Genomic DNA, 20,015 nt, shown 5'->3' with positions numbered 1-20,015 from the left:
ACGGACTCAGAGGTCGCCTTGTTCCACTCCCTTTCGCACCGTCAGCAGGGGCTACTGTTGACCGGCGGCGGTGCGCTGATCATTTCTCCCGATGCCCTGCTGATCAAGCTGATCGGTCTGCCCGACAGCGAGATCCTGGTCTGGCGCGGGCTGCTCACCGCGCTGGGTTTCGTCATCATCATGCTGGCTCGTCATGGGGCCGGTACCTTCGCTGCCTACCGCCGCTGTGGTTGGACCGGCATCAGCGTGGCGCTGCTGTTCAGCTTCTCCACCTTCGGCTTCGTGCTCGGCAACCAGTACACCAAGGGCGGTAACGTGCTGATGATCCTGGCCGGGGCGCCGCTGATAGCCGCGTTGCTCTCGCGGCTGTTCCTCGGTGAACGGCTGCCGCAGCGCACCTGGCTCGCCATCTGGCTGTGCCTGCTCGGTACCTCGCTGATCGTGCTCGACGATGCCGGGGCGGGCTCGTGGATCGGCAACGGCTTCGCGCTGCTGGCGGCGACGGCGCTGGCGGCCAACTTCACTCTCTGCCGTACCCGGCCTGGGGTCGATATGAGCCCCATGCTCACGCTTTCGGGGCTGATCGTCGCGGCCACTGCGGCGCTGTTCGGCCTGGCTGGCGGCGGCATTGCGCTGCCGCCGGCCGATAGCCTGCTGTTGCTGGTACTGCTGTGCCTGGTGCTGCTGCCGCTGGGTTTCACCCTGATCCAGCGCGGGCCGCTATACCTGCCGGCCGCCGAGGTAGGATTGCTGATGTTGCTCGAGGTGGTGGTGGGCACGCTGTGGGTCTGGTGGGTTCTTGACGAGCGTCCGGCGCCGGTGGCGCTGGCTGGCGGTGCCCTGGTGCTCGGCACACTGCTGGCCAAGGGGCTTTACGAGCGTCGACTGGAGCGGCGCCTGCGCCGCCGGGGTGCAGCAAAACGCGAACTCTGTTAGTATTCGGCCTCCTATCGGGTTCTAGCGCTAGACGAAAGTCTATGCTGCCCGCGTTCTGGCCATGGATCGACGCAACGTGCTGACTCCTCTTACCGGGCTGGCTACGCCGCCCTAGCGCTCCCTTCCTCGGACGCTGCCGTTATCGGCACGTCACCGCTCGGCATCATGCTGATGTTCCGGGCTGCCTGACTGAATCCGAAATTTCGAATGCGCCGCTCTCACTACTGCGCCGTCCTCGTCGCGTGGCCGGGAGAGCGCTTGAATGACCCCTTGGCGCCATCTGGCATAACAACCCTCACCACTGGACCGAAGAATGTTCCGATCCATCAAGCAAGACTGGTTCTCCAATATCAAGGGCGACTCCCTCGCCGGCATCGTGGTCGCGCTGGCCTTGATTCCCGAGGCCATTGCCTTCTCCATCATCGCCGGGGTCGACCCCAAGGTCGGCCTCTACGCTTCCTTCTGTATCGCGGTGATCATCGCCTTCACCGGCGGACGCCCCGGTATGATTTCGGCCGCGACCGGCGCGATGGCGCTGCTGATGGTTACGCTGGTGCGGGAACACGGCCTCGAGTACCTGCTTGCGGCCACTCTGCTCACCGGGGTGCTGCAGATCGTGGCCGGCTACCTCAAGCTGGCGGATCTGATGCGCTTCGTCTCGCGCTCGGTGGTCACCGGCTTCGTCAACGCCTTGGCGATCCTCATCTTCATGGCCCAGCTACCCGAACTTACCGGCGTGACCTGGCACGTCTATGCCATGACGGCTGCCGGGCTCGGCATCATCTATCTCTTCCCCTACATACCGGCGATCGGCCGCTCGATTCCCTCGCCGCTGGTGTGCATCGTGGTGCTGACCGCCGTTTACATGATCAGCGGCATGGACATTCGCAGCGTGGGCGATATGGGCGAGCTTCCTGATACCCTACCGGTCTTCCTGTGGCCCGACGTGCCACTGTCCCTCGATACGCTGTGGATCATCTTGCCCTACTCGGTAATGCTCGCCGTGGTGGGCCTGCTGGAATCGATGATGACGGCCACTATCGTCGACGACCTGACCGACACCCCGAGCGACAAGAACCGCGAGTGCAAGGGCCAGGGCATCGCCAACATAGGCGCCGGCCTGCTGGGCGGCATGGCCGGCTGCGCGATGATCGGACAGTCGGTGATCAACGTGAAGTCGGGTGGCCGTGGGCGGCTCTCCACGTTCGTCGCCGGTGTGGTGCTGCTGATCATGGTGGTGTTCCTTGCCGACTGGGTGTCTCAGATCCCCATGGCCGCGCTGGTTGCGGTAATGATCATGGTCTCCATCGGTACCTTCAGTTGGGCGTCCATTCGCGACCTCAAGAAACACCCCTTCAGTACCAACATCGTGATGCTAGCCACCGTGGCGGTGACCGTAGGCACGCACAACCTGGCGATCGGCGTATTCGTGGGTGTACTGCTGGCGGCGATGTTCTTCGCCAACAAGGTCGGCAACATTCTCTACATCGGCTCCGAAGAGGCCGACGACGGCAGCTGCCGTATCTATCGGGTGGTGGGGCAGGTGTTCTTCGCCTCTTCCGAGCGCTTCGGCAGTGCCTTCGATTTCAAGGAGACCGTGGGGAAGGTCACCATCGACCTGTCGCGTGCGCATTTCTGGGATATTACCGCCGTACAGACGCTGGATCGGGTAGTGATCAAGTTCCGCCGTGAGGGCACCGAGGTGGAGCTTATCGGACTCAACGAAGCCAGCGCGACCATCGTCGACCGCTATGCCATTCACGACGACCCCGCCGCCGTCGAGAAGCTGATGGGCGGCCACTGAACGGATACGGGAGCGAACGAGACATGACAGAACAGGTAATGGCCGCCATCGACGGCTCACAGTTCTCTACCGGGGTGTGTGACTACGCCGCCTGGGCCAGCCTGGCGCTGGCGGCGCCGCTGACCTTCCTGCACGTGGTGGACAATCACCCCCAGACCGCCGAGCCGGATCTCTCCGGCAACATCGGGCTGGGCTCCCGCGAGCACCTGCTGGAGGAGCTCGCGCAGCTCGACGAGCAGCGTGCCAAGGTGGCCCAGGAGCAGGGCCGGCTGATGCTCACGGCGGCCTGCGAGCGTGCCGTCGCCGTTGGCGTGAATGCTCCTGGCACGCGCCAGCGCAACGGTACGCTGGTGGAGACACTCGACGAGCTGCAGGGCGAGATTCGTCTGCTGGTGCTGGGCAAGCGCGGCGAGACCGCTCACCAGGCCAGCGAGCACCTGGGCTCCAATCTGGAAAGGGTGGTGCGTACCCTGCACCGGCCGATCCTGATGGTGCCGGAGACCTTCAAGCGGCCTGAGCGGGTGATGCTCGCCTTCGACGGCAGCAAGACTACCCGCAAGGGTGTCGAGATGCTGGCAAAGAGCCCGCTGTTCAACGGCATTCCGGTGCATGTGGTGATTGTCGGTGCCGGGACCGGCGACAACCGCTCACAGCTCGACTGGGCGCTGGCCGCGCTGCATGAGGCCGGCCATGAGGCCGAGGGGGCGATCCGTGCCGGCGAGGTGGAGGAGACTCTGCGTGTCTATCAGGAGGAGAACGACATCGACCTGCTGGTGATGGGGGCCTATGGCCACTCGCGCATTCGCCACCTGCTGGTGGGCAGCACCACTACCGCCATGCTGCGACGGACCAACGTGCCGGTGCTATTGCTGCGCTGACGCTTACCCCAGCCGGCCCTTCCTGCGGGAAGTGCGCCGGCTTTTTTATAACCTGCTCGAAAGCTCGCGCCGCCGAGTCAGGAGACAGAGCCAATACCGAACAGGCAGGAGCCAATCCATGTCCAGCAAGATCTACTGCATCGCCAACTTCAAGCCCAAGCCTGGCAGGGAAGATGCCCTGTTCAAGGCGCTTCAAGCCCTGGAACCCAATGCTCACCGCGAGGATGGCTGCCTGCAATACACAGTAACCCGGCATATCGATCATCCGAATGCTCAGGGGGCCAGCTATCCGATCGTCTTTCATGAAATCTGGGCCAATCGTGAGGCCTTCGAGGCTCACTGCAACCGGCGTGAGATCAAGGAGTTCTTCGCCACTCATGTCGAGTCGCCCGAGGGAGACGTGCAGCATGCCAACGTCTGCGTCTATACCGACGAACCCCACGACTACGACGTACCCCGGAGCGATGCGACTGGAGCGCGAGGAGTTCGGTGAATGCCTGGCATACGGTGAGTGGATTGCCGTGAAGCGCCTGGAATGGGATCCGACCGTGCTGAAATGCATCGATTGCGCAGATTAGGCGCTTCGCGTTGACCTGGCGCCTGGCCAAGCCCCTGGACGATGAGGTAGAAACGGAAGGGCATATAACGACATACGCCAGCCAGGAAACGAAACGATGACCGAACAGGTGATGGCCGCCATCGACGGCTCGCAGTTCTCTACCGGGGTGTGCGACTACGCCGCCTGGGCCAGCCTGGCGCTGGATGCACCGCTGACCTTCCTGCACGTGGTGGACAATCACCCCCAGACCGCCGAGCCGGATCTCTCCGGCAACATCGGGCTGGGCTCCCGCGAGCACCTGCTGGGGGAGCTCTCGCAGCTCGACGAGCAGCGCGCCAAGGTGGCCCAGGAGCAGGGCCGGCTGATGCTTCAGGCGGCCAAGGAGCGAGCCATCGAGGATGGCGTGGCGGAACCCGCCATGCGCCAGCGCAACGGTACCCTGGTCGAAACCCTGGAAGAGCTGCAAGACGAGATCCGCCTGCTGTTGGTTGGCAAGCGCGGCGAGACCGCTCACCAGGCCAGCGAACACCTGGGCTCCAATCTGGAAAGGGTGGTGCGTACCCTGCACCGGCCGATCCTGATGGTGCCGGAGACCTTCAAGCGGCCTGAGCGGGTGATGCTCGCCTTCGACGGCAGCAAGACTACCCGCAAGGGTGTCGAGATGCTGGCGAGAAGTCCGTTGTTCAACGGCATTCCGGTGCACGTGGTGATCGTCGGTGCCGAGACCGGCGACAACCGCTCGCAGCTCGACTGGGCACTGGCCGTATTGCGCGATGCCGGCCATGAGGCCGAAGGCGCGATCCGTGCCGGCGAGGTGGAGGAGACTCTGCGCACCTACAAGGAGGAGAACGACATCGACCTGCTGGTGATGGGGGCCTACGGTCACTCGCGCATTCGCCACCTGCTGGTGGGCAGCACGACCACGGCCATGCTGCGGCGGGCCAGCGTGCCGGTGCTGCTGCTGCGTTGAGATGCTCTTTCGCCAGCGCTGAATGTCAGGCGCCGGCGAGGAGTGGTAGCATCCAGCGGATGTTGTCCAAAGGAGGCCATCGTGGCAGCCCCGTATCAGTCGACTCCTCGCCTGCGTATTCAACTGGGGCATGCCATCGCCATAGGCCCGGGCAAGGCGCAGCTGCTCGAGACCATTGCCGAAACCGGCTCGATCTCCGCGGCGGCCCGCCAACTAGGCATGAGCTATCGGCGTGCCTGGCTGCTGGTTGACACCATGAACCAGTGCTTCCGGGAGCCACTCGTGACTACCGCGACCGGCGGCAAGGGGGGCGGAGGCGCACAGATCACCGCTCTCGGCGAGGAGGTGCTCGAGCGCTACCGCAGGATGCAGCGTATCGCCAGTGAGGCGGTGGCCGAGGAGATGGATACCTTCGCCTCGCTGTTTGCCGAGTCACCCCCCACTCCCGACCGAGAACACTAGGCTTGAGAGAGCATCAGGACAGGGCCTTCCCACGCAACTGGGCATAGACGTGCTTGCCTGGGGTCAATGCCAGGCGCTTTGAGGCCTCGCGGGGAATGCGCGCAAGCAGCATCTGGTCGTCGACCGCCAAGCGCACCAGCAGGTGGCCGGGGTGGGGGTCGTCGCTGGTCTCGACAACCCGCGCCGGAAGGCAGTTGAGGGTGCTGGAATCAGGCGGCGGCGCCAGGCTGATCACCACGTCCCGGGCCTGGACACTGACGCGCAGCTTTTCGCCCACCGCCGCCGGGCCTCGTGAAACCCACAGCCGTCCGGCGCCGCACTCCAGCTCGACGAACTGCTGTTCGGCATCGTGTCTCACGACCCTTGCCACCAGTACTGCGGCGGCATTATCGGCATGAGACAGCGGCAGGTCGCTGCGGACCAGCAGCTCGTGCAAGGGGCCGGCGGCCAGCACGCTTCCCGCCTCCAGCAGCACCATGTGATCCGCCAGGCGGGCCACCTCCTCGAGGGCGTGGCTGACGTAGACCATCGGCACCTCCAGATACGCGTGCAGCCGCTCCAGGTAGGGCAGGATTTCCGCCTTGCTCGCCGCGTCGAGCGACGCCATGGGCTCATCCATCAACAGCAGGCGAGGGCTGGCGAGCAAGGCTCTGGCGATGGCCACGCGCTGGCGCTGTCCGCCTGAGAGTGCCTGCGGGTAGCGTTCTAACAGCGCCTCGACGCCGAGCAGTTGTACCGTCTCGTCGAAGTCGACGCGGCGGCGACTGGCTTCGACCCGCCGGTAGCCGTAGCGCAGGTTGTCGCGTACCCGCAGATGGGGGAATAGGCTCGACTCCTGGAAGACATAGCCCAACGGGCGTCGATGCACCGGCAGGAAGTAATCCCGCTCCTGCCAGCGACAGCCATTGACCGACAGCCAGCCGTCGCTACGCTCCAGGCCGGCCAGGCAGCGTAGCAGCGTGGTCTTGCCCGAACCGGAGCGGCCGAACAGGGCGATGACGCCACGCTCGGGCAGTTCCAGTTCGGCATCCAGTACGAAGTCGCCGCGACGCAACCGCAGGGCGCCCGATACGCTCATGGCATGATCCCCGCTACCCTGAAGCGCTTGTTGAGTGCGTAGACGCAGACCAGCAGGGCGAAGGCCGTCAACAGCAGAAACAGCGACAGGCGATGTGCCGATGCATGGTCGAAGGCCTCCACATGGCTGTAGATGGCGATGGAAGCCACCTGGGTCTGGCCCGGTATGCCGCCACCGATCATCAGCAGCACGCCGAATTCGCCCAGGGTGTGGGCGAAAGAGAGCACGGCCGCGGTAAGCAGCCCCTGGCGTGACAGGGGCAGCACCACCGAAACCAGCCGGTCGAGAGGCCCGGCCCGCAGAGTGGCGGCCACTTCCAGGGGGCGACGGCCCATGGCCTGGAAGGCGTTCTGTAGCGGCTGCACGACGAAGGGCAGCGAATAGATCATCGAGCCGATCACCAGCCCGGTGAAGGTGAAGGCCAGGTGGCTCGCCCCCAGCCGCTCCAGCGTGCCGCCCACCGCGCCGCGTGGCCCGAGCAGAATCAGCAGATAAAACCCGATCACCGTGGGCGGTAGCACCAGCGGCAGGGCTACCAGGGCTTCCACCACTACCTTGATGCGCCGCTGGGTATGGGCCAGCCACCAGGCCAGCGGCAGGCAGAGCACCAGCAGCAGGGCGGTACTGATCAGGGCCAGCCTGAGGGTCAGCTGCAGGGCGGCCCAGTCCGCCTCGCTGATGCCGAAGTAGGTCATGGCGTCCTACTCGCCCGGCAATACGAAGCCGTAGGCGCGCATGATGTCTCGTGCCTCCGGACTCTGCATGGCTTCGGCGAACAGCTTCGCGGTGGGATGGTCGCCACCGTGCCGGGTAATGATGAAGCCCTGCTCGAGCGGCACGTGTAGCGCATCGTCGATCAAGTGATAGCCCCCTCGTTCAAGCACAGCCGGGTTGCGGGCCAGCGCCAGGGCGATGATGCCTACCTCGGCGGCCCCGCTCTGTACCAGTTGCATGGTGTGGGCAATGTTTTCGCCGAAGACCAACCGAGGCTCCAGCGCCTCCCAGAGACCGCTGGCAATCAGTGCCTCCCGGGCCCGGGCGCCATAGGGGGCGTGGCGAGGGTTGGCGATGGCGATGCGTCGGAAGCGTTCATCGCTGAGGGATTCCAGGGTCAGCTCGGAGGCATCCATGCCATCGCTCCAGAGCACGATCCGCCCTTCGGCGTAGGGGATCACCTCGCTGGCTGCTTGGCCGGCCTCTTCCAGCGCTCGAGGGTAGGCGATATCCGCCGAGAAGTAGAGGTCGAAGGGGGCGCCGTTCTCGATCTGGCTGCGAAAACGCCCCGATGAGCCATAGACGACCTCCACCGGATGCTCGGGATGGTCGACGGCGAAAATCTCCAGGATCTCCTCCAGGGCGAAGCGCAGGTCAGAGGCCGCGGCAATGCGCATCGGCGCCTCGCTGGCCTGGGCCGCGGTCAATGCCAGGCTCAGGGCGAAGGCGGCCATGCCCGCCAGCAGGCGTCTGAAAGGATGGGACACTTGCGTTCTCCACTCTTGTGCCTTGGGACTCGTTCGGTGCAGGCAAGGTATCGTCATATATTTTCAGATATAACGATTCGTCGTATCTTGCCATACGCTACGTTGGGCATGCCATACCGCGCGAGAGGTATCTCCCTGCTAACGGTCCTGACTGCTAGCAACCGTTAGGCTATGTCTGAAAGTCGGCGAGAGCAGGTCAGACAAGACGAAAATCAGCGACAAATCGGCAGGGAAGCCGATTTGGGCAGCTCCGCTGCTCGAAGAGCGAGCGACAGGGATGTCGCGAGTCAAAAGACGGAGTTTGCTGGGTGTAAATGAGGACTTTGAGCTGTTTTTTAACGCCGTATGACCAAGCGCAGACAGTTTTCAGACATAGCCTTGTGTCGTGGCGGTCAGTCGGTATGCTCGCTCGCCTGATGACGCAGTAGATCCTGGGCCAGCCACCAGCCGAAGGCGAGAAACGCCAGCATGCCGGCGAGTATCAGCGTGAAGTGTGCACCGAGATCGAGCGCGATGCCCAGTAGCGCCGGGGCCAGCCCGGTGGCGAAGACCATGCTGGCGCTCAAGGTGGCGCGCACCGTGCCGAGATGCTCGGCGCCCCAGATGCGTACCAGCAGACTGGTGGCGATCGACTCTTGCGAGCCCATGGCGAGCCCGCCCCCCACCATCAGGGCCCATACACCGAGATGGCCGCCGAAGGCGATGGCGACCAGCAGGGCCAGCGCGTAGGGCAGCAGGTAGAGGCGTGCCAGGCGAACCGGCCCCAGGCGATCGACCCAGCGTCCGCCGAGCAGCGCGCCGGGCAGCTTGGCCAGGCCCATGCCTGTCAGGGCCAGGGCGTAAACGGTCAGTGTGCTGCCTAGGTCGCGAGTCATCGCCGCCTGGTAGATGAACAGCCCGGTCATGGTGATCGGTAGCGTCATCAGCAGCGGCAACAGGCGCCAGAAGCGCGGGTCGAGAAAGGGGCGCGGGCCGCTGGGTCGCTGGCCGCGAGCCGGCCGCTGTCCCGGCGCCGACGGCCAGGGGCCGCGCAGCAGCAGCGGCAGCCAACAGGCGGCCAGCACCAGGCCGAACAGCCACCACAGCTCGCGCCAGCCGAGCCACACCAGCAGGGCTGCGATCACGGGCGGCAGCAGCGTCTCGCCGAGCATGATGCCCATGCTGACGAGGCCTAGGGCCCGCCCGCGCATGGCGACGAACTCGCGACCCGCCAGGGTATTGCCCAGGTGGGTCATCATGCCCTGGCCACAGAAGCGCACCAGTCCCAGGCCGAGCAGCCCCAGCCACCACCAGGGCGAGAGCGTCAGCAGTATGACGCCGGCCACGAGTGTCGCCAGGACCAGCAGGGCGAAACGGCGCGGTGCTATCCAGTCGATGCTGGGCCCCAGACGCAGCACGGCGAAGCCGGAGATCAGCGTGACCAGCGCATAGGCGCTGCCGAACTGGCCGGGAGTGAGCCCGAGGCGCTCGCTGATGGGCGCCTGGAACAGGCCGATGAAGAAACTCTGACCCAGGCTCGAGGTGAACATGGCCCAAAAACAGATGCTCAACAGCCCTCGGTGATCCCTCAGCAGCGTGCGATAGCCCATGACGCCCTCCCTGAGCGATGGCAATATGATTGGCTGGATCGAAAGCCGGCATGATAGCAGCTCAAGGAGAGAAGAAATGACCATCGTTCGTCACGACACCAAGGCGCGCATGAGCCGCGCCGTAATTCACAACGGAATCGCCTACCTGTGCGGCCAGGTGGCCAGCCCCGAGGCGCGCCACGGCGACATCACCGAGCAGACCGAGAGCATGCTGGCGCGGGTGGATGCGCTGCTCGCCGAGGTGGGTTCCGACCGCGAGCATCTGCTCACCGCGACCATCTACCTCAAGGATGGCCACGACTTCGCTGCCATGAACGCGGTGTGGGACGCCTGGGTACCCACCGGCCACGCCCCGGCGCGTACCTGCGTCTGTGCACCGATGCCCGCCGACGAACTCAAGGTCGAGATTACCGTGACGGCTGCCGTCGTGGCCGGTGGCGATTACCCCTACTGAGGAAGCCGTCGAGGTTCTTGGCGAGCGAAGATAGGCGGGTTGCCGCCAGAACACTCATGGTTGCCTAACGAACGCAGGGATCGTCGAGCGGAACCTCTCGCGGCCTCAGCCGTCGCGAGAGGGCGTCCACGGCGATGTTCAGTGCGGCGGTGACCAGCAGCAAGAAGAAGGCCACATCGAACATCAGGTAGTCGAAGCCCTCCTCGATGTAGAAGCCCAGGGTGGCGACGCCCAGCATGCCGAGTATCGCCGTTTCGCGCAGGATCACCTCGGCGCGGTAGTAGAGCAACGCCAGCAGACCGGGATACACGCGCGGCAATAGCTCGTAGGCCAGCCTTCCGCTAGCGGGCAACCCCGGCATGCCGGGCGTTATGGCGTCGGCATGGCGTGCCACCAGGAAGGCGATCAAGGCACCGTTGTGCAGTGCCAGGGCCAGCCACGCGGGCAGCAACGACGGACCCAGCAACAGCAGAAAGACGAACGCCAGCATCAGCTCCGGCGTCGAGCGCAGGAAGATCAGCACGCCATGCCCGGCCAGGCGTGTGCCCCGGTTGCCGAAGTGGCGGCTGGCCAGCGGCCATAGCGCCAGCGCCACCGCCAGCGCCCCCACCGTACCGAGAAGCCCCAGCAGCAGTGTATTGCCGATGGCCGCACCCAGTGCGGGGATCCGAGTCAGCCACTCGGCGAGCCCCGCCCAGTCGCCGGCAAGCAGCGCCGCCGGCCAGATATCCTCCGACACGAAGCGCCACAGCAGCGCGCCGTCGACGCTCGGCCAAGGGCCGAGCAGCCAGGCGCCGCCCACCAGCAGAAGCGGAATCAAGCGTTTGTGGCCCCACCAGGGCAGGCTGGCGATCAGCAGGTAGAACAGCCACAGCAGGGCGCCGGCCTCGTGGTAACGGCCCTCGCGAAAGGTGGTTTCGAGATGAAAGCCCAAGGTCGGCAGGCCGATGAAGCCGAGCAGCACGCTGGCGCGCAGGCCGCACTCGAAGCGGTAGCGGGTGTAGGCGGCAAGCTGGGTCCAGGCCAGCGGCAGCTCGGCGTAGACGAAGCGCGCCAGCCGCCCGCTGCCGGGTGGCAGGGCATCGCGCGGTGCGCGTGGGGTCTGCTCGAGAATCTCGGCGTAGACCTTGGCGAAGATGCCGGCGTAGGGAATCGCCAGCGCCGCGAGGGCAGTGAGCGCCGAGAATCCGAAGACCTGCAGGAACAGCAGTGCCCAGAACAGCTCGTGAATGGCGCGCACGAAGGCGCAGCCGGCGCGCACCAGGCGCGAGCGAGCGAACAGCAGCGCCAAGGGAAAACCCAGTATCACGCCGGCCAGAGTGCCCCACAGCGCTACCGCCACGGTGAGCCCCAGCGCCGACAAGGGCGACTCCAGCGCCCCCCAGGCGGGCCAGGCCAGGCCGGCAACCATGCGTCCGAGTTCACCCCAAGGGTCGCGGGTGTGGATGGCAAGGTCGGCAAAGGGCAGCAGCAGCACGGCCAGGGCCACCAGGCCCAGGGTATGGCGGGCGAGGCGCAAGCCGGGCGAGGTTCCTCTCCACCACTCCGTCAGCGACGAGCCGCGGCGCTGCGTCAGGCCGTCCCTCACGGGCGCCCCCGGGCACAGGGCAGCGCGTCGACGTCCGGCAGGGCCGCGGCATCATCGTCTGGCGGCGGGCGGTGGTCAGGCTGGTCGGCATCGGGGTAGAGCGCGTCCAGCTCGGCCAGCGTGAGCTCGTCGGCGGGTGCATCGATCACCAGGCAGCCGTCACGCAAGCCCCATACCCGGTCGAAGTGGGTCAGTGCCAGCTCACGCTGATGGAGCGCAATCACTGAAGTGGCATGACGACTTTCGATCAGCTCCAGCAGACGCAGGGCCTGGTGGGGGTCGACGCTGGCGACCGGCTCGTCGCCGAGGAACAGCGGGCGCGCCTGGTAGAGCGCGCGGGCAATGGCAACCCGCTGACGCTGGCCGCCGGAGAGTTCGCCCACCGGTCGGCGCAGTAGGCCGGTCAGCACCAGCTCGTCGCACAGGGCGGCCACTTCATACCAAGAGCGGCGCAAGGGGCGCACCAGGTTCCACAGGTTGGCCAGCGCCGAGTGCTCCTGCAGCCGGCCCATGAAGACGTTGTGATAAACGGCAAGCTGCGGTACCAGGCCGTGGTGCTGCGGGCACCAGGCGACCTGGCGACCGAGCCGGGTACGCAGCTCGCCGAGCAGCGTCGACTTGCCGGCACCGCTCTGGCCGAGCAGGGCAACCCGCTCGCCTGCGTAGAGGGCGAGAGACAAGCGTGGCAGGACGATGTGTTCGCCATGCCCCAAGTCTTCGCCATCGAAGCGAACCAGGAGCCGACGTTGCTCTCCCTCCATCAGCGCAGCAGGCCGAGCGCTTCGGCCACCTCCTCGACGGGGGCGTAGAGGTCGTTGCCGGCAGGGATGAACGCCTCTCGGGGGAAGGTGTCGAGCAGTTCCGGGTCGTCCATCTCCAGGAACGCCGCCTGTACCTTGTCGCTGAAACCTTCGCCGAAGCGCTCATCGGCGTCGCCACGCAGGGTCCAGTTGTAATCGGGGTAGGGCGGTGTGGCCCAGATCACGTCCACCTTGTCGGTATCCACACGGCCATCCTCCACGGCAGCTTCCCACACCGTGTAGTTGACCGCCCCGATGTCGTAGGTGCCAGCTTCCACCAGGGCGATGGTGCGCGAGTGATCGCCGGAGTAGCCCACCCGCGAGAAGAAGTCCTCGGGGTTGGCGTCGTCGAAGCGCTGGCGCAGGAAGTGTTCCGGCATCAGCCGGCCGGAGGTGGAGGTGCGCGAGCCGAAGGTCAGGCTCATGCCTTCGATGTCGTCGGGTAACTCGTCGGTGCGCTCAAGTCCGGTCGACTCATGGGCGATGAAGTAGCTGACGAAGGCGTTGTCCTCGCTGCCCTGGGCCAGTGCCTGGGAACCCGGCACCAGTCGGCGCGCCTGAACGCCAGAGAGCCCGCCGAACCAGGCCAGCTGCACCTGGTCATTGCGAAAGGCGGTGACCGCAGCGCTGTAGGACTTCACCGGTACGTACTCCACCTCGACGCCGAGGCGCTCATCCAGATAATCGGCCACCTTGGAGAAGCGCTCCACCAGGCGCGCCTGGTCCTCGTCGGGAATGGCAGTGAAGCGGAAGGTCTCGGCGGCCGCCCCCTGAGCGAACAGCGAGAGTAAGCCGGCTAAGGGGAGGGCGGAGAGGGCGATCCGGCGCATGTGGGCTCCTTGCAGGCGTAAGAAGTAGAGGCGCTATTGTTGTAGGCCGACGCGGTGCTGGCAAGTCGAGCGCTGTGTCGCCCCTGCGGTAATAAGACAGCCTGAAAGATATTTTTAGTAATATTTCAAAAATAATGGTCGTTTTTTCGACTAAAGGCGCATGTATCAAGCGCTGCGTTTGCCTAAAATGTGGTTAATTCATCAATGTCAGACATTTTACTGACCATCGGATTGCTCGCTGTCCGCAAGGGAGTGTACCTGCATGCATGCCTTGACCCTGTTGTCGTTCCTGTTCTTTACCGGCCTGGTGGCCTTCATCACCTGGCGCCTGACCCGGCGCGACGATCATGAGAGCACCAGCGGCTATTTCCTCGCCGGCCGTTCGTTGACCTTTCCTCTGATCGCCGGCTCGCTGCTGATGACCAACCTCTCCACCGAGCAGATGGTAGGGCTCAACGGGGCGGCCTTCAGCGATGGCCTGAGCGTGATGGCCTGGGAGGTGGTGGCGGTCATCGCCCTGGTCGCTCTGGCGCTGTTCTTCCTGCCGCGCTTCTTGCGCAGCGGTATCGCGACCCTGCCGCAGATGCTGCTGATCCGCTTCGACGCCGGCACCCAGTTGATCTGTAACGTGATCTTTCTCATCGCCTATGCGGTGATCCTGCTGCCGATCATTCTCTACTGCGGCGCCATGGGGCTGCAGGGCATGCTCGATCTCTCCGGCCTGACCGGGATCGAGTCGCAGACGCTGCTGCTGTGGCTGACGGTCTGGGTGGTGGGAATCATCGGCTCCATTTATGCCCTGTTCGGCGGGCTGCGCACCGTGGCCGTGTCGGACTCGCTGAACGGCGTCGGGCTATTGGTCGGCGGCTTCGTCATCGTCTACTTCGGCCTGCAGGCGGTCAGCGGCGACGGCGGCCTGCTCGAGGGCTGGAATATCCTCAAGGAGAGCGATCCGCAAAAGCTCAACTCGATCGGTGGTTCCGGCCAGCAGGTACCCTTCTCCACTCTTTTTACCGGCGTGTTCCTGATCAACCTCTTCTACTGGACCACCAACCAGCAGATCATCCAGCGTACCTTTGCCGCCAAGAACCTCGCCGAGGGCCAGAAAGGCGTCCTGCTGACCGGCTTCTTCAAGCTGCTCGGCCCGCTTTACCTGGTACTACCCGGCATCATTGCCTACCACCTCTATGCCGACCAGGGCGTACAGGCCGACGAGGCCTACGGCCACCTGGTGTTCAACGTGCTGCCGCCCTATCTCACCGGCTTCTTCGCCGCTGTGATGGTGGGTGCCATCCTGTCGTCGTTCAACTCGGCGCTCAACAGCACCACCACCATCTTCAGCCTGGGCCTCTATAAAGGCGTGCTAAAAAAGGAGGCGAGCGAAGAGCAGGTGGTCAGGTCGGGCAAGGTGTTCGGCTGGATCATGGCCATTGTCACCATGACCATCGCGCCGCTTCTGTCCGGTCAGGAGAGTCTGTTCGGCTACCTGCAGAAGATGAACGCCATTTATTTCATTCCCATCCTCGCGGTAGTGATCGTCGGTCTGCTCACCAAGCGGGTGCCGCCGATGGCGGCCAAGATTGCCCTGGTTGGTGGCTGCCTGCTGATTGCCGCGGGCTATTTCGTGCCGCCGTTCGATCGGCTTCCGCTGGTCATGCATGAGTTCCACTTCGTCGCCGGCGTGTTCGTGCTGCTGGTGGCCCTGATGCTTGTGATCGGCAAGCTGCGTCCGCGTGAGACGGACTGGGTACACGAGGACAGCGGCGCCGTCGATCTCACGCCCTGGCGCGGTGCGGTGCCCGTGGGGCTCTTGCTGGTAGTGCTTGTGGTCATCATCTACGCAGCCTTCGCCGGCGGTTGAGGCTGCGCGACAGAGGCGGGTCGTCAGGCTCGCCTCTTTTTTCTGCGAGGTGAAATGTCTGACATTTTATGCGGCGTTGTTTTATAGTCGCTGCACTACTCTTCCAAGGTCTGCTCGGAGGGCTGCAATGACACTGGCTTCGCTGCCACGTCACCAGGGTGGGGCCGACGGCCTGGCCAGACTGCTGGGCCAGGCGCTGTTGGCGGGACACTGGCATCCTGGCGAAACGTTTCCCCGCGAACGCGACCTGTGCGAGCATTTCGAGGTCAGCCGCAACCAGGTGCGCAATGCCTTGGCGATCCTGGTGGCTCTCGGCCTGATCGAGCGCACTGCAGGGCGCGGCAGCCTGGTTCGTGAAATTGGCGAATGGCATCTGCTCGATCCGCTGGTGAGCGCCTGGATGGCCGATATCGAAGCGCCCGATCCCCAACTGCTGCGCGAGATCTTTGCCTTTCGTTATTCGGCGGAGCCGGCCGTTGCCCGCCTGGCTGCCCGCGCTGCCGAAGCGGATGACCTCGAAAGCCTGGAAGCGGCCTTCCTGAGTATGCAGCGTACCGCCGGCAAGCCGGAGGCCAGCGCGCAGCATGCGGAGTGCGACGTGGCCTTCCACGACGCCATCTACCGTGCCAGCCACAATTTGGTGTGGCGTCAGATGGGCCATCTGCTGAGACCCTCGATCGTTGCCCTGATCCAGCGCTCCCAGGCCCATCTGCCACCTCAGCGAGACGGCCTGGAGGACAGCCTGGCGCGCCATGGTCGGCTGCTCGAGGCCATCCGCCACCGCGACGCGGATGCAGCCGAGGCGGCCGCCACCGACGTGCTGCAGCGTACCGCCATCGACCTGGGCATTGTCGCCGACGGACAAGGTGGACCCGCCCAGGCGACGCTAGCCGAATTCCCTGTTCATGCCAAGGAGCGCTCCCAATGAAGATCACTCGACTCAAGACCTGGCAGGTGCCGCCGCGCTGGCTGTTCCTCAAGATCGAGACCGACGAGGGCTGCTACGGTTGGGGCGAGCCGGTCATCGAAGGCCGCGCCGCCACCGTGGAGGCGGCGGTACACGAGCTTGCCGACTACCTGGTCGGCCAGGATCCGCACCGCATCGAGCACCTATGGAACACCCTTTACCGTGCCGGCTTCTATCGCGGCGGCCCCATCCTGATGAGCGCCATCGCCGGCATCGACCAGGCGCTGTGGGACCTCAAGGGGCGCGACCTGGGCGTGCCGGTGCACCAGCTGCTGGGCGGCGCCGTGCGCGAGCGCATGCGCATGTATGCCTGGACCGGCGGCGATCGTCCCGGCGACGTGGGGGCCGGCGCTCGCGCCTTGGTCGAACGCGGCTTCACCGCCTTCAAGATGAACGGTACCGCCGAGATGCAGATCGTCGACTCGCACCGCAAGGTCGACGAGGCGGTGGCGCGGGTGGCCGAGGCGCGCGAAGCAGTGGGTCCTGAGGTGGGTATCGCCATCGATTTCCACGGCCGCGTTCATCGCCCCATGGCCAAGGCGCTGCTGCGCGAACTGGAGCCGTTTCATCCGATGTTCGTCGAGGAGCCGGTGGCCCCCGAGCATCTGCCTGCGCTCAAGCACATTGCCGGCGGCCTCGGCTATCCGCTGGCCACCGGCGAGCGGCTGCACACCCGCTTCGAGTTCCGCGACCTGCTCGCCGACGGCATGGTCGACATCATCCAGCCCGACCTCTCCCACTGCGGCGGCATCAGCGAGGGTTTCAAGATCGCCACGCTGGCTTCGGCTCACGACGTGGCCCTGGCGCCGCACTGTCCGCTCGGCCCGTTGACCCTGGCGGCGTCGCTGCAGCTGGATGCGGTGAGTCATAACGCCTTCATCCAGGAGCAGAGCATGGGCATTCATTACAACCAGGACAATGACGTGCTCGACTATCTGGTCGACAAGTCGGCGCTGGCCATCGAGGAGGGCTTTTGTGCCATTCCTCAGGGGCCGGGGCTCGGTGTGGAGATCGACGAGGCGTTCGTCGAGGAGCGGGCCAAAGTGGGGCATCGCTGGCGTAACCCGGTATGGAGCCATGAAGACGGCTCCATCGCCGAATGGTGAGGAGGATGACCATGAGCGACGAGGTGCGCAATCGTCTGGCGTGGATCGCGGTGGACTGGGGCTCGAGCAACCTGCGCGCCTGGGCCATGGACGAGCGCGATGAGGTACTGTCACGGGCCAGCAGCGACAAGGGCATGCTGGCCCTGACGGCCGGGGGTTATGAACCTGCGCTGCTCGAGACGATTGGCGACTGGTTGCCCGCTACCGGGCGTGTCCCGGTGTGGGTCTGCGGCATGGCCGGTGCCCGTCAGGGTTGGCAGGAGGCGGCCTACCTGCCGGTGCCGGCGCGCCTGGGCGAGCTGGCGAAGGCCGCCGTGGCGCCTGCGGTTAACGAGCCGCGACTGGACGTTCGCCTGCTACCCGGGCTCTGCCAGCATGCCGACCCCGCAGGACGTACCTTCGACGTGATGCGCGGCGAGGAGACTCAGTTGGCTGGCCTGGTAGCACGGGAACCCGGTTTCACGGGCCTGGTCTGCCTGCCCGGAACTCACGCCAAGTGGGCCTGGCTGGAGGAGGGCTCGGTCACACGCTTCGCTACCCACTTGACCGGCGAACTCTATCGCCTGTTGGCGAGCCAGTCGGTGCTCAAGCATTCGGTGGCCGACGCCGAGCTCGATGCGCCTGGCTGTCGCGAAGCGTTCGTCGCTGCGGTGCGCGAGGCCAGTGCCGAGCCTGGGCGCTTCGGTCAGCAGCTGTTCGGCCTGCGTGCCGCCGACCTGCTAGATGACACGCTGCCCAGCGGCGCGGCGCGGCATGCTCGTCTGGGGGCTCGCCTCTCGGGGCTTGCCATCGGCCTGGAACTCGCCGGCATGCGCCACGACCTGTCCGACGCAGCTGTCACCTTGATCGGCAGCGAGGCACTGTGTACCCGCTATACGCTGGCCCTGGAGGCGCTGGGGCACGACAGCCGCCGTCTCGATGGCGAAGCGGCAGTGCTGGCCGGGCTGGGGCTGGCGCAGGCCGGCCTACGTCAGCAAGGAGATGACTCATGACCCAACCCTTGATCGGCATTATGCGCGGTATCACCCCCGACGACGCGGTCGGGGTGGGCGAGGCGGTACTCGCTGCAGGCATTACCGTGCTCGAAGTGCCGCTCAACTCGCCCGAGCCGCTGGAAAGTATCCGGCGTCTGGTCGAAGCCTTGGGCGATCGCGCGCTGGTGGGCGCCGGTACCGTGCTCAACACCGGCCAGGTACGGCAGGTGCATGCCGCCGGCGGGCGGCTGGTGGTGTCGCCCAACTGCCGTCCGGCCGTGATCGAGGAGACCCGGCGTCTCGACATGCAGAGCTGGCCCGGCGTGTTGACGCCGTCGGAGGCTTTCGACGCCATTGAGGCCGGCGCCAGCGGCCTTAAGCTGTTTCCCGCCGTGCAGGTGGGCATCGAGGGAATGAAGGCGCTGCGTGCCGTTCTGCCGGGCGATACCCGGCTATATGCCGTGGGAGGGATCGGAGCGGACGACTTTGCCGCCTGGCGTATCGCCGGCGTGGACGGTGCCGGTCTGGGGAGTGCACTCTACCGCCCGGGGCAGACCCCCGAGCAGGTAGGTCGGCAGGCGCGGGCGCTGGTGGCGGCCTGGCAGGCCGCAGACAGCGAGGCCGGGATTTGATGCATTTGCGTCACGCGGCGTTCATCCGCGGGGCGGGTAGCGGGTGTCGCGCAGGCTATCCTTGATCTTCTTCAGGTGGGGCAGGAAGTCCTCGCCGCGGCGCAGGGTGACACCGGTGGCCAGCACGTCGATCAGGGTGAGCTGGATCATGCGTGAGGTCATCGGCATGTAGACGTCGGTGTCCTCCGGCGTCGGGACCTCGAGCGTCTCGGTGCACTCCGCAGCCAGCGGCGATGCCGGGGCGGTGATGCCCAGTACCACGGCACCGCTCTCGCGCGCCAGTTGGGCGATGTCGACCAGTTCCCGGGTGCGGCCGGTCCAGGAGATGACAACCACCACGTCGCCGGTATGGCAGGCGGAGGCGACCATGCGCTGCATCAGCACGTCGACGTAGGACGTGACCGGCAGGTTGAAGCGGAAGAACTTGTGCTGGGCATCCTGGGCCACGGCGCCGGAAGCTCCCAGGCCGAAGAAGTGGATCTGCTTGGCCTGGATCAGGTAGTCCACCATCCGCTCGATGCGGGCCGGGTCGAGCGTGCGGCTGGCCTCGTCCAGGGCGGCGATGGTGGCGCCGAAGATCTTGCTTGTGTAATCCGCCGCCGCATCGCCGGGCTCTACCGACTGGCTGACATAGGGCGTGCCGCCGGCCAGGCTCTGGGCTAGCTTGATCTTGAAATCGGGATAGCCCTTGGCATGGAAATTACGGCAGAAGCGATTGACCGTGGGTTCACTGACCGACGCCGCCTGGGCCAGACTGGCGATGCTCAGGCCGGTGGCCCGGGCCGGGTCGGCGAGGATGACGTCTGCTACCTTGCGCTCGGAGCGGTTGAGCTCCTCGAGGCGTTGACGAATCCGTTGCAGCAGGTCGTGGGCCATGGCGGTTGAGACTCTCCTGAAATGATGATGTAGTGATTTAACAACATGAACGTCGGCTATCCTAGCGCGGAGTGTCGGCCGGGCGCGAATCCAACAATAGGAAGAATCGATTTTGAGTGTAATATTACAAAAAACGGTTGATAGGAAGCCGTTTTTTACGTATTTTTTGT

General features: G+C 65.4%; 20 protein-coding genes. 12 read left to right on the top strand and 8 right to left on the bottom strand.

Annotated elements, in window-relative coordinates; genetic code table 11:
* The first annotated feature begins 18 nt into the window (after positions 1–18).
* The 6 genes from HNO52_RS15615 to HNO52_RS15590 all read left to right on the top strand — a co-directional run bounded on the left by HNO52_RS15615 (position 19) and on the right by HNO52_RS15590 (position 5,609).
* A complete protein-coding gene (locus tag HNO52_RS15615; RefSeq protein WP_197566158.1) occupies positions 19–936 on the top strand; it encodes a DMT family transporter in 918 nt (305 codons plus the stop codon).
* A gap of 313 nt (positions 937–1,249) precedes the next feature.
* The gene (locus tag HNO52_RS15610) at positions 1,250–2,740 is read left to right on the top strand and encodes a SulP family inorganic anion transporter (RefSeq protein ID WP_197566157.1); all 1,491 of its coding nucleotides are present in this window, start codon (positions 1,250–1,252) and stop codon (positions 2,738–2,740) included.
* Between the two features lie 23 nt (positions 2,741–2,763).
* On the top strand, positions 2,764–3,618 hold the full coding sequence (locus tag HNO52_RS15605) for a universal stress protein (protein WP_197566156.1): 855 nt from the start codon (positions 2,764–2,766) through the stop codon (positions 3,616–3,618).
* Positions 3,619–3,736: 118 nt separating this feature from the next.
* On the top strand, positions 3,737–4,111 hold the full coding sequence (locus HNO52_RS15600) for a putative quinol monooxygenase (RefSeq protein WP_197566155.1): 375 nt from the start codon (positions 3,737–3,739) through the stop codon (positions 4,109–4,111).
* A 181-nt stretch (positions 4,112–4,292) separates the two neighbouring features.
* Positions 4,293–5,147, top strand: a complete 855-nt coding sequence (locus tag HNO52_RS15595) for a universal stress protein (RefSeq protein ID WP_197566154.1) — start codon at positions 4,293–4,295, stop codon at positions 5,145–5,147.
* Positions 5,148–5,228: 81 nt separating this feature from the next.
* Positions 5,229–5,609: a winged helix-turn-helix domain-containing protein gene (locus HNO52_RS15590; RefSeq protein WP_197566153.1), complete on the top strand. Its 381-nt coding sequence runs from the start codon at positions 5,229–5,231 to the stop codon at positions 5,607–5,609.
* Positions 5,610–5,622: 13 nt separating this feature from the next.
* Here HNO52_RS15590 and modC read toward each other — a convergent pair whose 3' ends face one another.
* From modC to HNO52_RS15570, 4 genes are all read right to left on the bottom strand, one after another.
* Entirely contained in the window at positions 5,623–6,687 is a 1,065-nt protein-coding gene (gene modC, locus HNO52_RS15585) for a molybdenum ABC transporter ATP-binding protein (RefSeq protein WP_197566152.1), read from the bottom strand.
* Complete coding sequence (gene modB, locus HNO52_RS15580) at positions 6,684–7,382, bottom strand: molybdate ABC transporter permease subunit (RefSeq protein WP_197566151.1); 699 nt, start codon at positions 7,380–7,382, stop codon at positions 6,684–6,686. The genes modC and modB overlap by 4 nt, the downstream gene beginning before the upstream one ends.
* Before the next feature lie 6 nt (positions 7,383–7,388).
* The gene (gene modA / locus HNO52_RS15575; RefSeq protein WP_197566150.1) at positions 7,389–8,168 is read right to left on the bottom strand and encodes a molybdate ABC transporter substrate-binding protein; all 780 of its coding nucleotides are present in this window, start codon (positions 8,166–8,168) and stop codon (positions 7,389–7,391) included.
* A 392-nt stretch (positions 8,169–8,560) separates the two neighbouring features.
* Positions 8,561–9,757, bottom strand: a complete 1,197-nt coding sequence (locus HNO52_RS15570; protein ID WP_197566149.1) for an MFS transporter — start codon at positions 9,755–9,757, stop codon at positions 8,561–8,563.
* A gap of 76 nt (positions 9,758–9,833) precedes the next feature.
* On the opposite strand from HNO52_RS15570, the gene HNO52_RS15565 reads away from it, so the two are divergent.
* Positions 9,834–10,211: a RidA family protein gene (locus HNO52_RS15565; protein WP_197566148.1), complete on the top strand. Its 378-nt coding sequence runs from the start codon at positions 9,834–9,836 to the stop codon at positions 10,209–10,211.
* A 64-nt stretch (positions 10,212–10,275) separates the two neighbouring features.
* Here HNO52_RS15565 and HNO52_RS15560 read toward each other — a convergent pair whose 3' ends face one another.
* Genes HNO52_RS15560 through HNO52_RS15550 form a run of 3 tightly spaced genes read right to left on the bottom strand, consistent with a single transcriptional unit; the run spans position 10,276 to position 13,429 of the window.
* Positions 10,276–11,799 (bottom strand): PhnE/PtxC family ABC transporter permease, encoded by a 1,524-nt coding sequence (locus tag HNO52_RS15560; RefSeq protein ID WP_232090327.1) that lies wholly within the window; start codon positions 11,797–11,799, stop codon positions 10,276–10,278.
* Positions 11,796–12,560 (bottom strand): ATP-binding cassette domain-containing protein, encoded by a 765-nt coding sequence (locus HNO52_RS15555; protein ID WP_197566147.1) that lies wholly within the window; start codon positions 12,558–12,560, stop codon positions 11,796–11,798. Before HNO52_RS15555 ends, HNO52_RS15560 begins: the two co-directional genes overlap by 4 nt.
* Positions 12,560–13,429: a putative selenate ABC transporter substrate-binding protein gene (locus tag HNO52_RS15550; protein ID WP_197566146.1), complete on the bottom strand. Its 870-nt coding sequence runs from the start codon at positions 13,427–13,429 to the stop codon at positions 12,560–12,562. Before HNO52_RS15550 ends, HNO52_RS15555 begins: the two co-directional genes overlap by 1 nt.
* Before the next feature lie 262 nt (positions 13,430–13,691).
* Between HNO52_RS15550 and HNO52_RS15545 the strand changes: the two genes are divergently transcribed.
* From HNO52_RS15545 to HNO52_RS15525, 5 genes are all read left to right on the top strand, one after another.
* A complete protein-coding gene (locus tag HNO52_RS15545) occupies positions 13,692–15,290 on the top strand; it encodes a solute:sodium symporter family transporter (RefSeq protein ID WP_197566145.1) in 1,599 nt (532 codons plus the stop codon).
* 127 nt (positions 15,291–15,417) lie between these two features.
* The gene (locus tag HNO52_RS15540; RefSeq protein ID WP_197566144.1) at positions 15,418–16,218 is read left to right on the top strand and encodes a FadR/GntR family transcriptional regulator; all 801 of its coding nucleotides are present in this window, start codon (positions 15,418–15,420) and stop codon (positions 16,216–16,218) included.
* Positions 16,215–17,363 carry a galactonate dehydratase gene (gene dgoD / locus HNO52_RS15535; protein WP_197566143.1) on the top strand — a complete coding sequence of 383 codons (1,149 nt, stop codon included), beginning with the start codon at positions 16,215–16,217 and terminating at the stop codon, positions 17,361–17,363. The genes HNO52_RS15540 and dgoD overlap by 4 nt, the downstream gene beginning before the upstream one ends.
* 11 nt (positions 17,364–17,374) lie before the next feature.
* Positions 17,375–18,355 carry a 2-dehydro-3-deoxygalactonokinase gene (locus tag HNO52_RS15530; protein ID WP_197566142.1) on the top strand — a complete coding sequence of 327 codons (981 nt, stop codon included), beginning with the start codon at positions 17,375–17,377 and terminating at the stop codon, positions 18,353–18,355.
* Positions 18,352–18,969 (top strand): 2-dehydro-3-deoxy-6-phosphogalactonate aldolase, encoded by a 618-nt coding sequence (locus HNO52_RS15525; protein ID WP_197566141.1) that lies wholly within the window; start codon positions 18,352–18,354, stop codon positions 18,967–18,969. The genes HNO52_RS15530 and HNO52_RS15525 overlap by 4 nt, the downstream gene beginning before the upstream one ends.
* A 21-nt stretch (positions 18,970–18,990) precedes the next feature.
* Here the strand turns inward: HNO52_RS15525 and HNO52_RS15520 are convergent, their stop codons facing one another.
* Complete coding sequence (locus HNO52_RS15520; RefSeq protein ID WP_197566140.1) at positions 18,991–19,845, bottom strand: MurR/RpiR family transcriptional regulator; 855 nt, start codon at positions 19,843–19,845, stop codon at positions 18,991–18,993.
* Positions 19,846–20,015 lie beyond the last annotated feature (170 nt).

The organism is Halomonas sp. MCCC 1A13316, assembly GCF_014931605.1.
Taxonomy (GTDB): domain Bacteria; phylum Pseudomonadota; class Gammaproteobacteria; order Pseudomonadales; family Halomonadaceae; genus Halomonas.
Note: the sequence above shows the minus strand (reverse complement) of the source record. Positions and strands in the feature narration are given on the sequence as shown.

Coding starts and splice junctions, on each gene's coding strand:
- HNO52_RS15565 (WP_197566148.1), top strand. CDS start 9,834: ATGACCATCGTTCGTCACGACACCAAGGCGCGCATGAGCCGCGCCGTA.
- HNO52_RS15520 (WP_197566140.1), bottom strand. CDS start 19,845: ATGGCCCACGACCTGCTGCAACGGATTCGTCAACGCCTCGAGGAGCTC.
- HNO52_RS15555 (WP_197566147.1), bottom strand. CDS start 12,560: ATGGAGGGAGAGCAACGTCGGCTCCTGGTTCGCTTCGATGGCGAAGAC.
- HNO52_RS15525 (WP_197566141.1), top strand. CDS start 18,352: ATGACCCAACCCTTGATCGGCATTATGCGCGGTATCACCCCCGACGAC.
- HNO52_RS15545 (WP_197566145.1), top strand. CDS start 13,692: ATGCATGCCTTGACCCTGTTGTCGTTCCTGTTCTTTACCGGCCTGGTG.
- HNO52_RS15530 (WP_197566142.1), top strand. CDS start 17,375: ATGAGCGACGAGGTGCGCAATCGTCTGGCGTGGATCGCGGTGGACTGG.
- HNO52_RS15550 (WP_197566146.1), bottom strand. CDS start 13,429: ATGCGCCGGATCGCCCTCTCCGCCCTCCCCTTAGCCGGCTTACTCTCG.
- HNO52_RS15600 (WP_197566155.1), top strand. CDS start 3,737: ATGTCCAGCAAGATCTACTGCATCGCCAACTTCAAGCCCAAGCCTGGC.
- modC (WP_197566152.1), bottom strand. CDS start 6,687: ATGAGCGTATCGGGCGCCCTGCGGTTGCGTCGCGGCGACTTCGTACTG.
- HNO52_RS15570 (WP_197566149.1), bottom strand. CDS start 9,757: ATGGGCTATCGCACGCTGCTGAGGGATCACCGAGGGCTGTTGAGCATC.
- HNO52_RS15540 (WP_197566144.1), top strand. CDS start 15,418: ATGACACTGGCTTCGCTGCCACGTCACCAGGGTGGGGCCGACGGCCTG.
- HNO52_RS15605 (WP_197566156.1), top strand. CDS start 2,764: ATGACAGAACAGGTAATGGCCGCCATCGACGGCTCACAGTTCTCTACC.
- HNO52_RS15595 (WP_197566154.1), top strand. CDS start 4,293: ATGACCGAACAGGTGATGGCCGCCATCGACGGCTCGCAGTTCTCTACC.
- HNO52_RS15610 (WP_197566157.1), top strand. CDS start 1,250: ATGTTCCGATCCATCAAGCAAGACTGGTTCTCCAATATCAAGGGCGAC.
- dgoD (WP_197566143.1), top strand. CDS start 16,215: ATGAAGATCACTCGACTCAAGACCTGGCAGGTGCCGCCGCGCTGGCTG.
- modB (WP_197566151.1), bottom strand. CDS start 7,382: ATGACCTACTTCGGCATCAGCGAGGCGGACTGGGCCGCCCTGCAGCTG.